This window comes from Prodigiosinella confusarubida (assembly GCF_002847015.1).
GTDB classification, from domain to species: domain Bacteria; phylum Pseudomonadota; class Gammaproteobacteria; order Enterobacterales; family Enterobacteriaceae; genus Prodigiosinella; species Prodigiosinella aquatilis.
In genome coordinates this window covers 3,375,219-3,387,251 of the sequence record NZ_CP025085.1, presented here as the reverse complement: position 1 = coordinate 3,387,251, position 12,033 = coordinate 3,375,219, and the positions used below count along the sequence as shown (strand labels likewise).

Genomic DNA, 12,033 nt, shown 5'->3' with positions numbered 1-12,033 from the left:
CTGCACTGTTGCGGGAATAGTGCTGGCGTTACTGTGTCGGCCTCAGGAGGGATCGCCTCCCGCACGCGGATAGCAGGGTTTTTCACCATTAGCCCGGTCAAAGGCCGCCAGAGCAATAGAAAGCGACTCAATAACCGTATTACCCACCGCAGGCAGGCCGATCAGTATGGCGCCGGTAATTTCCTCACGCGTGGCTCCCGCCGCTTTGGCGCAATCAACATGAAACGGAATGCCAGATGTCATTCGGGTTGCGGCCAGTACCGAAAGATAGGCAAGCGTTTGTGTTTTGTTGTCGAGCGCACTGGTGTCGCCGAGTTCGTGAACAGTTTTCATCCAGATTTTGGCATAACCGGGAGCTTCAGTCAGAAAGGTTTGAAACGCAGTTGAGATTCTCATAATGTCCCCGCATAGACGGTCCTGTTGGACGATGATATGTGCTCTCTGGTATTAGCATAGCCTACTTTAGCGCATCCTTTAGTGCTGTATTGCGCATCGGAAATACGCCATCATGGTGCCGAACCCGCTGCCAGATGAGCGATAGAAAATACGGGAAGAGAGAGTAGTCATGACAGACGTTCCGGCAAATCAGAAACGTGGCTCAAACGATGATGCCGCGTCACACTTTATGGATCGCGAATTTTTAGAAAACCTGCGGCTTCAAATGCTGAGGTTTGCCACATTACAACTTTCTGAACATCATCAGGCTGAGGATGCTGTGCAGGAAGCGCTGGTTGGCGCATTAAAGAACGCCGCTTCTTTTGGTGGCCGTGCCGCGCTGAAAACCTGGGTGTTTGCCATTTTGAAAAACAAGATTGCAGATATTTTGCGGCAGAAGCAGCGCACGACGGAAGCCCGTAGTTTGTTACATGAAGAGGACGAAAGTCAGGATTTCGCGGCGCTTTTTGACGAGCGTGAACATTGGCCCGCCGATGAACGCCCCGGAAAATGGGAAACCCCGGAAGAGTCAGTGCGGGAAGCCGCATTCTGGCGCGTTTTCGAAGCCTGTCTGGAGAATTTGCCTGGTAAACAGGCGCGGGTGTTTATGATGCGTGAATTTATTGAACTGGATAGCCATGAAATTTGTACGGCGGTCAACATCTCCGTCAGCAATTTAAATATTATGTTATACCGCGCTCGCATGCGTTTACGGCTGTGTCTGGATGCAAACTGGTTCATGGAGAAATCGTCATGTTGACTTGTCGTCAGGCCACCCGCCTGTTATCCGAGGCACAGGATCGTCCGCTGGCTTTAAAAGAAAAAGCAGCGCTCAGATTACACTTGATGCTCTGTACCGGCTGCCGTAATTTTAATCAGCAAATCTTCTCTATCCGGCAGATATCGCAGGCTTATGCCAAAAGGAAAGGGGACGATTCCGACGATGACGGGCAATGATGGATGACCGCCCCTTTCTCTTGATGAGAACGCGGGCGGTTTGTTCAGCCATAGCGTCGAATAAGCCAGTGGTCGATGGAGATCCGTCCCGGACCTTTAGCCATCAAGAACAGTAATGCCACGGCCCAGACGCCGTGTGTTGGATAGGCGTCAGGATAGACAAAGATTTCTATTGTCAGGGTCATAATCAATAACCCCAAGGCTGAAAACCGGGTGGCAAGACCGATTAACAGCAATACCGACAGCACATGCTCGGCACTGGCCGCGATCAGGGCGGCTAACTCCGGTGGAATCAAGGGCAGGCGATACTCTTCTTTAAACAGATACAAGGCGGACTCATTCAGGTGAGGCCAGCCTACGTGAATATTCCCCGCAACAAGATCAATTGCCAGACCGGAAATCTTGGTCTGTCCCGAGCGCCAGAAAATGGCGGCAATGGAAAATCGGGCCAGCAAGGTAATCAGGCTATCCGGAATCAGACTAAAACCGGCGATAACCCGTGAACATAACCTGAACCGTGGCGCGTTGGCGGGTTTGGAGTGCAGAGAGGTGATGGCCATGGGAATGTTCCTTATGGATGCAACGACACCAGTGTATGGCTGTGAATTAACAGGCTCAGCGCGGTAATCAGATCGAAGTCGGATATGTGCTGCTGAACCTGTGTCAGTGCCTGCCCGAGGCTGGCACCTTGCTGTAGTTGCGCGAGAAACAGCGCCGTTCCGTTATCGATAGACAGCACATTGACCTCCAGCGCGGGTCGGATGATCAGCGCATGTTCAGTCTGATAAGGGTTGATGTCGGCCAGTGAGCCAGTCTCCTGATGTGCCGCCCAGATAGAGACAATGGCGTAGGGTGAATTCAGTAATCCCAGCGAGGGATGCAGACCGACGCGCAGATCCGACAGCAATGTCGTATCGGACAGCGCGGCGACCAGATGATCGTGTGACGACAACACGCCGTCAGCCGCGTGATAAGCCCTGACGAGAAGCACTTCCAGCGTCGCGATATCCGCCAGATAAGGCACCGATGCCGCCGGGGGAAAATCAGCGATAAAGCGGGGCAGTGTGGCGCCATAATCCGCCAGAATCGGTGAACGCGGTGGATGATGTGTTATATACAGCGCTGACATGGCGCGGAAGAAGGGCTCACCAACCAGTTGCTGAGTGACTGGAAAGGTGTCGGCCAGCGCATCAATAAGCGAAACCATGACATTATTGCGATAGACGTCAAAGCGTGCCCGGGGGCTTGACCCGTTCCAGGTGAACAGATCTGGCGGCATCGGGGCATCGGGGTCACGCAGCGCATCGTAAAACGCGTGTTGTCCGCTCATACTGTGCCCTCCATGGGATCATGATGTCGGGCGGCATGGGCGTTCAATCGCTGTTCCGCCAGATGGGCTTCATGGCACAGCACCGCCAGCGAGGGAATATCATTATCGCGCTCGATCAGGGTCGGAACCGGCCCCAGTTCAGACAGGGCAAACGCATAGAGTTGCCAGACCGCGTCGGCAATCGGCGCGCCATGACTGTCAATCAGCAATGGGTCGCCGAGCGCATCCTCTTCCCGGGCAAACCCGGCCAGATGTATTTCGCCAATCCATAACCCGGACAGCGCCTGAAGATAAGCGTAAGGATCGCGTCCATGATTGGTACAGGTGACATAGACGTTGTTGACGTCCAGCAACAGGCCGCAGCCGGTATGCCGAAGCACCTCGCGGATGAAATCGGTCTCACTACGATCGGAGGTGGTAAATTCAACATAGGTGGCGGGGTTTTCCAGCAACATCGGACGACGTAACCGGTTTTGCACCTGATCGATATGTTCACAGACCCGCTGTAACGTCTGCTGGTTGTAAGGCAGTGGCAACAAGTCATTAAGGAAGATGCCGCCATGACTGGACCAGGCCAAATGTTCTGAAAACGACTGGGGCTGATAGCGGTCTATCAAGGTAGCCAGTCGGTCGAGATGCGGTTTGTCCAAAGGACGCTCGCTGCCAATTGACAAGCCAACGCCGTGAATGGATAAAGGATACTGCTCCCGGATCCGGGTCAGATAGTGGTGGAAAGGTCCGCCTGCCATCATATAGTTTTCGGCGTGAATTTCGAAAAAGCCCAGGTCGGGCTGCTCCTCAATAATCGCCAGAAAATGCTCGGGTTTAAGCCCGATTCCCGCCCGAAGGGGTAATGCGCTACCCGTGGTGATAAGAGAAGCACCGCAGGCTGATGGTGCAAAAGAAACAGTCGATTTCATCCTGGGTGCTCCCTGGTGTTGGCAATGTGGGTAAAAGATTAAGCCTGTTTTTCTGTGAACGCTTTCAACTGACCCATACCGGTTGGTGACGTCGGGGACGCGGTGGTCACACAGGTTCCGGCCGGGACCAACTTCCAGGAATTGCCCTGATAATCTTTCTTGGCGGTTCCCGCACAGGTCGTGCCGGCACCGGCTTTACAATCGTTTTTACCTTTAAGGGCGACGCCAAAACACTTCTCCATCCCCTTCATACCTGTTTTGTCGGCAGCGTGTGCAACAGAGGCGCTCATGGTCAACACGGTACCCAAAGCAAGGGCAAGTGCAGCGGCGGTCGTTTTTGTCGTCATGGTGATTCTCCTGGCTATTTATTTTTAACGCCCAAAGGGCAGGTGTATGTGGCAAAGGGAAATTGGCGATGGACCGTCAATTCTCTCTTTCACATACATAGTCGGAGTAAGGCACCGGTTTCTTACACTGCAATTGAAAAAAATTTTTAGCGGGGTAAATTGCGGCGGCGTTCCATAATGATGGCTACACATCGGGCGGGAGACAACGTGGCCGTATCCAGCACCAGATGGTCGCGATTCCAGGCTTCATAATGGCGAGATTCAACCTGTTCCCAGGTCGGAAGCGTCAGACCATCGACAGTGGAACGCCGGGTTTCCACCCGGTGCCGATGTTCGGTTTTGTCGGAGCACACGACTTCTATTTCTAGGAAGGCGACATCGGCTTTTTCGGCAACGGCGCGATAGTCATCCCGCGTGATGCAAAGCGGGTTGACCGAATCGGCGATGACGGTACGGCCGATACGGAGGTTATCCGCCGCGACGCGGTAAGCCGCCAGATATCCTGCTGGCCCGATGTCAGCGTCGGGGGCGAGGATACCGGATGAGCGGATCGCCTGCTCGATGGAGTCGATGCGCAGATAAACGGCGTTGAGGTCATAGGCCAGTTGCCGGGCAATCGTGCTTTTGCCGGTCGCGGGCAAGCCTCCGAATATGATGAACATAACCGCTATTCCTAATAGGTTTAGAGGAGATCTTTGGTGGTTTTTACCCTATCACTCGATAACCGAAGCATCTCGATTTCTTCCGTTATCTCTTCCTGACGGTGCGTTGCATCACTCCGCGAATGCGCAACAGGTCAATCCACGACATCACAGGGTGTCGGGTCAATGGTGTTGCCGGTTCTTTCGGGCGTCGGGGTGGAACGCTTCGGCGGAAGAGCGCGCCATTCCTTCATAGGTTGCCCATTTTTGTTCAGCGACTTTTTGTGCAATATCGATGAGCCGCTGCGCCTCTTCCGGATGAAGCTGTACCAGCGACTGATAACGGCTTTCATGTTGCCGATAGTCGCTGAGTGGCAGTGTGGGTCGCAGACTGTCAAGAGTAAAGGGGTTACGCCCCTGTTCCCGCAATATTGGGTTGAAGCGAATTAACGGCCAGTGACCTGACGCGACGGCACGTTTTTGTTGGGCTAACCCGGTCTTCATATCAATGCCATGTGCGATGCAATGACTGTAAGCGATGATCAGTGACGGGCCCGGATAGGCTTCGGCTTCCCGCATGGCCTGAAGCGACTGTTGGGGATTGGCACCGAAAGCGATCTGGGCGACATACACATTGCCGTAAGCGATAGCCTGTAACACCATATCTTTCTTCGCCATGGTTTTGCCGCCGGCGGCAAATTTGGCCACCGCGCCCAGGGGGGTGGATTTTGACATCTGGCCGCCGGTATTGGAATAAACTTCGGTGTCCATCACCAGAATGTTGACATCACGACCGGAGGCGATCACATGGTCCAATCCGGAAGAGCCAATATCATAGGCCCAGCCATCGCCACCGATGATCCAGACCGAACGCCTGATCAGATGGTCTAACAAGCTGAGTAGATTAAGCCCGGCTTCCGAATAGTCATACTGTAATAACGCCCGGACGTCGAGTAAGCGTTCGCGTTGCTGTTGGATCTGTGATTCGACTTGCTGGGGCGCATTGATTATCTGCTCTATCAGCTCGGGACCCAGTTGCTGCGCGGTGGCCCTCAAGGCATTCGCCGCCTGAATCCGATGATGATCGGCGGTCAGGCGAAAACCCAGGCCGAATTCGGCATTATCCTCGAACAATGAATTTGACCAGGCTGGGCCTTTACCGTCGCTATTTTTTGCCCACGGCGTCGTGGGCAGATTACCGCCATAAATTGATGAGCAGCCGGTGGCGTTGGCTACCATCATGCGGTCACCAAAGAGCTGAGTGAGCGTTTTCAGATAGGGCGTTTCACCGCAACCGGCGCAAGCACCTGAAAATTCAAACAGCGGCTCCAAAAACTGCACGCCACGTACCGTTGAAAAATCAACCGCAGAGCGCTTCGGCCAGGGCAGGGTGTTGAACCACGTCAGCGCCCTTTTTTCCCGTTCAAGGATCGGTAACTTATCGACCATGTTAATGGCGCGCTGGCCGGTATCGTCAGCTCGAACCGGGCAAGCCTCTACACACAGACCACAACCGGTGCAATCTTCCGGATAGATCTGCAATGTGTAGAGCGTATCTGGAAATCCCCGGGCGCTTATCGGCATCCATTTGGCGCCTGGTGGGGCGTTTTCGACCAAATCCTGATGATAAAACTTGGCTCTGATGGCAGCATGTGGGCAGACAAAGGAACAATTACCACATTGAATGCACAGGTCTTCGCGCCAGTCAGGGATCGCCAGCGCAATATCGCGCTTTTCCCACTGACTGGTTGCTGATGGATAAGTCCCGTCGGGCGGTAATCGTGACACCGGGATCTGATTACCCCGTTCCTGCAACATCTCAGCGGTGATGTTGCGCACAAATAATGGGGCGGTGGCGGGCAGTTTCCAGCCGGCGTCTGAAGCACCGGCGCCGTGTTGTGAAATATCCACCGGATGCAGGTGCGCTAATGTGACATCCACAGCGTCAAAATTCTTTTCGATGATGTCGCGGCCTTTCTTTTGATAGGTCTTCTCAATACTCTCTTTGATCAGCGCGATGGCCTGCTCTTTGGGCATGATGGCGGATAAGGCGAAAAAACAGGTCTGCATGATGGTATTAATGCGTGTTCCCATGCCGGTCAGTCGCGCGACTTCCGCCGCATTGATCACATGGAACGCCAATTGTTTCTGCTGGATCTGTTGCTGTACCCGGCGTGGCAGATGTGACCAGGTGTCCTCTGCCGGGTAGGGACTGTTAAGCAGAAAGGTGGCGCCGGTTTCTGCGTAACATAATAAATCGAGGGATTCGACGAAATTGAATTGATGACAACCGATAAAATTTGCCGAGGTAATGAGATAAGGGGCGTCGATGGGTTCAGGGCCGAAACGCAAATGTGAAACGGTCTTTGAACCCGACTTTTTCGAGTCATAGACAAAGTAGCCTTGGGCAAAATAATCAGGTAATTCGCCGATGATTTTGATGCTGTTTTTATTGGCGCCGACCGTGCCATCGGCTCCCAGACCGAAGAACAAGGCGCGTACCTGATTGGGCGGTTCGATTTGCCAGGTTTCATCCCACGGCAAACTTAACTGCGTGACATCGTCAATAATGCCGATGGTGAAGCCCTCTTTCGCGCTGGTTTTCTGTTGCTCCTCAAAAACGGCTTTGACCATCGCGGGGGTGAACTCTTTGGATGACAAACCATATCGCCCGCCGGTGATCCTCGGCAGGTGTGGTAATTGTCCATGTTGAGTGGCGGAAACGAAGGCGCTGACGGTGTCTTTATACAGTGGTTCACCCCGTGAACCGGGCTCTTTGGTGCGATCCAGGACGGTGACAAATCGGGTGGTGGACGGGAACGCCTTAATGAATATGTCGTTGGGGAAGGGACGATACAGGTGAACGGTCACCACACCGTATTTTCCCCCCTGGGCATTGAGCACCGCAACGGTCTGTTCCACGGTCGATGCGCCAGATCCCATAATGACGATGACGTGTTCCGCATCGTCTGCGCCATGATAGTCAACCAGATGATATTGTCGCCCGGTTAATTCAGCGAACTGGGTCATGGTCCGTTCAACAACATCCGGCACGCGATCGTAATACGAATTAACTGTTTCCCGACTTTGAAAATAGGTATCCGGATTCTGAGCCGTTCCTCTGATGAATGGCTGATCCGGATTCAGCGCCCGGGCCCGATGGTCACGAACCTGCTGATCGTCGATCATCTGCCTTATTTGTTCATCGGACAGACGGGAAATTTTATTGACTTCATGGGAGGTGCGAAAACCATCGAAAAAGTGCAGGAACGGAATGCGGGTGCGCAATGTTGCGGCGTGGGCAATCATCGCCATATCCTGTGCCTGTTGCACCGACGCAGATGAAAGCAAGGCAAAGCCGGTTGGTCTGGTGGCCATCACATCCTGATGATCACCAAAAATGGACAATCCCTGCGCCGAGAGCGAACGGGCGGCCACATGAAAAACCGTCGCCGTGAGTTCACCGGCAATCTTGTACATATTCGGGATCATCAGCATCAGCCCTTGTGATGCGGTAAACGTGGTACTCAGTGCGCCAGCCTGCAATGCGCCATGAACCGCTCCCGCCGCACCGCCTTCATGCTGCATCTCAACGACGGTTGGAATGTTTCCCCAGAGGTTGGGAATGTGCTGCGTCGCCCACTCATCAGCCAGCTCCGCCATGGTGGAAGAGGGCGTGATGGGGTAAATCGCGCAGATTTCACTGAGCTTATACGCTATCCACGCGGCGGCTTCATTGCCATCCGTCATCACCATGTCGGAGATGGACGTCTCAGAATGTGTATTCATTATCAACCACCTCACTTACCATGCTAATGGCATGACAGGGGCATTGGTCATAGCACGCGCCGCAGCCGGTACATTTATCGTAATCAATACGATATCCCCGTCCTTTACCCAACTTGAGAATGGCGTCCTCCGGGCATGATCCGTAACAGCCATCACACTCGAAACAATTGCCACAGGAGTAGCAGCGGGCCGCTTCATAACGCGCTTGTGTGGCGGTGAGTCCGCCGATGATTTCGTCAAATCCATCGCGCTGTTCCGGGGTGACAACCGGCTGGCTGGTTGACTCGGCATCCGTGTCGAACCACAGATTCAATGCTGAATAGGGAATGCCGGCGTTAGTGTCTGCTTTTCGGTAGGGTTGATGACGTAGCCAGCCATCAATATGTTGCGCCGCTTTCTTGCCATGCCCGGTGGCGACCGTGACGGTGCGTTCCGATGGCACCATATCGCCACCGGCAAAAATACCCGGCACGCTGGTCATCATGTGTTCGTCAACCACCACCACGCCATCTTCATGTAATTCAATGCCGGGAATGCGGGCGATAACCGAGAGATCCACATCTTGTCCCAACGCCAGGATCACGCTGTCAGCTTCCAGCGTTTCATATCGGCCGGTTGGCTGTGGCCGTCCGTTGTCGTCAATCTCCATCTCTTCAATGGTTAACGTCGTACCATCAATATCCCGAATGGTGCGCAGCCAGTTAATGATGACGCCCTCTTCTAATGCTTCATCGGCTTCAAACTGATGCGCCGGCATATGTTCACGATCTCGTCGATAGATGATAACCGCTTCTTCCGCCCCCAGACGATGCGCGGTACGCGCTGCATCCATCGCCGTATTGCCGCCACCATAGATAGCGACACGACGACCCAATTTGGGCACGTCGCCTTGTTCAACCGCCGAAAGATAACTGACCGCATCCAGAATGCGCCCGGCATCACGCCCTGGAATGTCGATTCTCTTGGCTAAATGCGCACCGATAGCCAGAAAAACGGCATCAAAGCCATACTCGGTTTTTACCTTGAGGACATCATTCACTTTCTGATTGAGCTTCAGCGTAATGCCCGTATCGAGGATATGTTGGATCTCCTGATCCAGCACATCACGGGGCATTCGGTAAGCAGGGATGCCGAAACGCATCATCCCGCCAGCCATCGGACCGGCCTCGTGAATTTCCACCTCATGGCCGAGGCGACGGAGTTGCCAGGCACAGGATAATCCCGAGGGACCGGCGCCGATCACCAGGACCTTTTTACCGCTCGGAACGGCGGTGAATGTGGTTTTCCAGCCATGCAGTAGCGCCTGATCGCCCAGAAAACGCTCGACGGCATGAATACTGACGGATTGGTCGACCTGGGCTCGATTACAGGCATTTTCACAAGGATGGTAGCAAACCCGGCCATGCACGGCGGGCATCGGGTTATTGGCCACCAAATGTTGCCAGGCCTCTTCGTAGCGCTCTTCCTGTGCCAACGCCAGCCACTCCTGAATATTCTCGCCAGCCGGACAGGCCTGATTACAAGGCGGTAGTGAATTTTGATAAACGGGATGAGTACGTCGGATCGGCCCCGTGCCTGTTTTAGTCCGTAAATCAGGCGGCTGGGTCATATCATTAGTCGATTTCTTCATATGACACCCTTTGTGAAAACCCATGTTCGGCATGAAGAATAGTGATGAGGTTCTTATTAAGAAACTGTAGTTCATGGTGGCGTGATCTACATAAGAGGCATGAGGATTTCCTCCCAAATTCGCGCTGGCATACATCCGGGGAATGGCTCATTTAGGCGGGAAATTTATACAGATCGTGATGCATTATCGTGAAACTGGCTTTTTCGTCGGGTTTAAAATGAAAACCCCCGGATGAAAACCAGGAGTGAGTTTGATGACAATGTTTATATAGCGGCGATAATGAGAAGATCGTAAAGACGCTGCAAGTCCCTCCCTGTAAGCTCAAGCCGCGCCATCCCTGGCGCGGATGCTTTACTCTTCTTCCTCATTATCACCGTTCTGACGCCATACGTAGGTTTGTTAATGGTCTGACGCCACTTTTAAAGCTCTTTCGAGCTTCGCTAAAAGAGACAATTTTCATAGGGCTTCATCTGTATGAACCGTTGGTTATAGGCCCGTTTTTGCATAAATAAAGGTGTTGTCCAGCTTTCCTGATGGTAAACGGCGTGCGTTATGCAATTTGCCTTCGTAGACATAACCACAACGTTCGGCTACAGCCTGACTTTTACGATTGGATTCAGCCATTTTGATTTCAACCCTTTGTGCCCCAAGCTCTCTAAAAGCATATTGCTGTAGAAGACGTACGGCCTCTGACGCATAACCTTTACCAACCTGACTGGTTCTCAACCAATAACCTATTTCAAAATAAGGCACTGATTTATCGATAATCATCAAGCCAATAACACCGAGTAGAGTGTTGTTTTCCTGGCAAACAATGCTGAATCGTAGCTCATTATTGAAATCTTTAAAGTTTTTTATCGCCTCCTGGGTATTGCTCACCGCAGTTTCCAACGTTAATGCATAAGGAACCCAGGGCAGAAACTCGGAAAGTGCTATCTGGCTTTCCACAATGGCTTCAAATATTTTAGGCGCAACATCTGTTGACGGTGGCACCAATTTGATTCTTCCACTTTCCATATGACGCTCCGAAGTTCATGGAATGATAAAAATGGCTTATTTTCTAAGCGTGTCAAAGCCCCGGTCTTTTCCTGATTACGATCCGCTCGCCTGACTCATCATTCTGACAAAATTCCGGATCACAGCCGACTTCTCCTGTTCGCGGTAAATCAACCCCAGCGCCGTCGTCAACGGTTGACTGATACCATGATAGGTCACGCCATCGGAATGAATGCTTTTTAGCGATTCGGGAATTACCGCGACCCCGAATCCTGCCGCGACCAGATTAATACTGGACGAAATCTGCGGGGATTCCATTTTAAGGCGCGGGGAGAAACCCGCGTCCTGACAAGCCCGGATAATCGAGTCATACAGTACCGGACCGATTTCACGGGGAAAGGTGATAAAGCTATCGCCAGCCAAATCACTCAGCGAGATTTCCGGGTTTTGTGCAAGTTGATGCCCAACCGGCAATACCGCAATCATCGGTTCATCGACCAATTGCACGCAATTGAGGTGTTCAATTTTTAGCGGCAGCCGAACCAGTGCGCAGTCAATTGCCGCATCACGAACCTTATCCATTAAATCGATACTGTTGCTCTCTTTCGAATGGATAACCACCTCTGGATATATTTTCCTGAATTCCCGCATCGCTGATGCGACGAAACCGTGAAAGACGATCGAACCGGCAAAACCGACCGATAAATGGCCGCTTTCTCCCCTGGCGACCATTTTTATTTGAGCCAGCGCACTTTCGGTTTCCGCGATAATCTTCTGTGCTTTTTCACGAAAGAAGATGCCCGCCTCGGTCAGTTCAACATGACGCTTATTGCGGATAAACAGCGCTGTGCCAATTTCATGCTCTAATTTCTGAATCTGCTGGCTCAGCGGCGGCTGAGCAATGCCTATCTTTTCGGCGGCCGCCGTGAAATGCAGGGTTTCTGCCACGGCCAGAAAATACCGTAATTGTCTGAATTCCATTTGAGCA

Annotated in this window: 12 protein-coding genes; 2 read left to right on the top strand and 10 right to left on the bottom strand. The window is 52.7% G+C overall.

The genetic code is table 11. From position 1 onward, the window contains the following. Positions 1-42: 42 nt before the first annotated feature. On the bottom strand, positions 43-396 hold the full coding sequence (locus tag CWC46_RS15490; protein ID WP_021015648.1) for a carboxymuconolactone decarboxylase family protein: 354 nt from the start codon (positions 394-396) through the stop codon (positions 43-45). A 169-nt stretch (positions 397-565) separates the two neighbouring features. On the opposite strand from CWC46_RS15490, the gene CWC46_RS15485 reads away from it, so the two are divergent. Together CWC46_RS15485 and CWC46_RS15480 are read left to right on the top strand one after the other, a co-directional pair. Then, positions 566-1,195 carry an RNA polymerase factor sigma-70 gene (locus tag CWC46_RS15485; RefSeq protein WP_021015649.1) on the top strand — a complete coding sequence of 210 codons (630 nt, stop codon included), beginning with the start codon at positions 566-568 and terminating at the stop codon, positions 1,193-1,195. Beyond that, positions 1,189-1,392, top strand: coding sequence for a zf-HC2 domain-containing protein (locus CWC46_RS15480; RefSeq protein ID WP_021015650.1), 204 nt, complete (start codon positions 1,189-1,191; stop codon positions 1,390-1,392). The genes CWC46_RS15485 and CWC46_RS15480 overlap by 7 nt, the downstream gene beginning before the upstream one ends. Before the next feature lie 44 nt (positions 1,393-1,436). Here CWC46_RS15480 and CWC46_RS15475 read toward each other — a convergent pair whose 3' ends face one another. From CWC46_RS15475 to CWC46_RS15435, 9 genes are all read right to left on the bottom strand, one after another. Next, the gene (locus CWC46_RS15475; RefSeq protein ID WP_021015651.1) at positions 1,437-1,952 is read right to left on the bottom strand and encodes a DoxX family protein; all 516 of its coding nucleotides are present in this window, start codon (positions 1,950-1,952) and stop codon (positions 1,437-1,439) included. Between the two features lie 11 nt (positions 1,953-1,963). Beyond that, the gene (locus tag CWC46_RS15470) at positions 1,964-2,722 is read right to left on the bottom strand and encodes an HvfC/BufC N-terminal domain-containing protein (RefSeq protein ID WP_021015652.1); all 759 of its coding nucleotides are present in this window, start codon (positions 2,720-2,722) and stop codon (positions 1,964-1,966) included. Further along, complete coding sequence (gene bufB / locus CWC46_RS15465; RefSeq protein ID WP_021015653.1) at positions 2,719-3,642, bottom strand: MNIO family bufferin maturase; 924 nt, start codon at positions 3,640-3,642, stop codon at positions 2,719-2,721. The genes CWC46_RS15470 and bufB overlap by 4 nt, the downstream gene beginning before the upstream one ends. Before the next feature lie 38 nt (positions 3,643-3,680). Beyond that, positions 3,681-3,989, bottom strand: coding sequence for a BufA1 family periplasmic bufferin-type metallophore (locus tag CWC46_RS15460; RefSeq protein WP_021015654.1), 309 nt, complete (start codon positions 3,987-3,989; stop codon positions 3,681-3,683). A 146-nt stretch (positions 3,990-4,135) separates the two neighbouring features. Next, positions 4,136-4,651: a P-loop nucleotide/nucleoside kinase family protein gene (locus CWC46_RS15455; RefSeq protein ID WP_021015655.1), complete on the bottom strand. Its 516-nt coding sequence runs from the start codon at positions 4,649-4,651 to the stop codon at positions 4,136-4,138. Positions 4,652-4,813: 162 nt separating this feature from the next. Next, a complete protein-coding gene (nifJ, locus tag CWC46_RS15450) occupies positions 4,814-8,386 on the bottom strand; it encodes a pyruvate:ferredoxin (flavodoxin) oxidoreductase (RefSeq protein ID WP_201797199.1) in 3,573 nt (1,190 codons plus the stop codon). Positions 8,387-8,402: 16 nt separating this feature from the next. Continuing rightward, positions 8,403-10,049, bottom strand: coding sequence for an NAD(P)-binding protein (locus tag CWC46_RS15445; RefSeq protein WP_037380888.1), 1,647 nt, complete (start codon positions 10,047-10,049; stop codon positions 8,403-8,405). A gap of 486 nt (positions 10,050-10,535) precedes the next feature. Beyond that, on the bottom strand, positions 10,536-11,066 hold the full coding sequence (locus CWC46_RS15440; RefSeq protein ID WP_021015658.1) for a GNAT family N-acetyltransferase: 531 nt from the start codon (positions 11,064-11,066) through the stop codon (positions 10,536-10,538). A 75-nt stretch (positions 11,067-11,141) separates the two neighbouring features. Next, positions 11,142-12,026 carry a LysR family transcriptional regulator gene (locus tag CWC46_RS15435; protein ID WP_021015659.1) on the bottom strand — a complete coding sequence of 295 codons (885 nt, stop codon included), beginning with the start codon at positions 12,024-12,026 and terminating at the stop codon, positions 11,142-11,144. Positions 12,027-12,033 lie beyond the last annotated feature (7 nt).

Excerpts from the sequence above, each read along its gene's own strand:
- CWC46_RS15475 (WP_021015651.1), bottom strand. The coding sequence starts at position 1,952 with ATGGCCATCACCTCTCTGCACTCCAAACCCGCCAACGCGCCACGGTTC.
- nifJ (WP_201797199.1), bottom strand. The coding sequence starts at position 8,386 with ATGGTGATGACGGATGGCAATGAAGCCGCCGCGTGGATAGCGTATAAG.
- CWC46_RS15435 (WP_021015659.1), bottom strand. The coding sequence starts at position 12,026 with ATGGAATTCAGACAATTACGGTATTTTCTGGCCGTGGCAGAAACCCTG.
- CWC46_RS15445 (WP_037380888.1), bottom strand. The coding sequence starts at position 10,049 with ATGAAGAAATCGACTAATGATATGACCCAGCCGCCTGATTTACGGACT.
- CWC46_RS15490 (WP_021015648.1), bottom strand. The coding sequence starts at position 396 with ATGAGAATCTCAACTGCGTTTCAAACCTTTCTGACTGAAGCTCCCGGT.
- bufB (WP_021015653.1), bottom strand. The coding sequence starts at position 3,642 with ATGAAATCGACTGTTTCTTTTGCACCATCAGCCTGCGGTGCTTCTCTT.
- CWC46_RS15485 (WP_021015649.1), top strand. The coding sequence starts at position 566 with ATGACAGACGTTCCGGCAAATCAGAAACGTGGCTCAAACGATGATGCC.
- CWC46_RS15455 (WP_021015655.1), bottom strand. The coding sequence starts at position 4,651 with ATGTTCATCATATTCGGAGGCTTGCCCGCGACCGGCAAAAGCACGATT.
- CWC46_RS15440 (WP_021015658.1), bottom strand. The coding sequence starts at position 11,066 with ATGGAAAGTGGAAGAATCAAATTGGTGCCACCGTCAACAGATGTTGCG.
- CWC46_RS15470 (WP_021015652.1), bottom strand. The coding sequence starts at position 2,722 with ATGAGCGGACAACACGCGTTTTACGATGCGCTGCGTGACCCCGATGCC.
- CWC46_RS15460 (WP_021015654.1), bottom strand. The coding sequence starts at position 3,989 with ATGACGACAAAAACGACCGCCGCTGCACTTGCCCTTGCTTTGGGTACC.
- CWC46_RS15480 (WP_021015650.1), top strand. The coding sequence starts at position 1,189 with ATGTTGACTTGTCGTCAGGCCACCCGCCTGTTATCCGAGGCACAGGAT.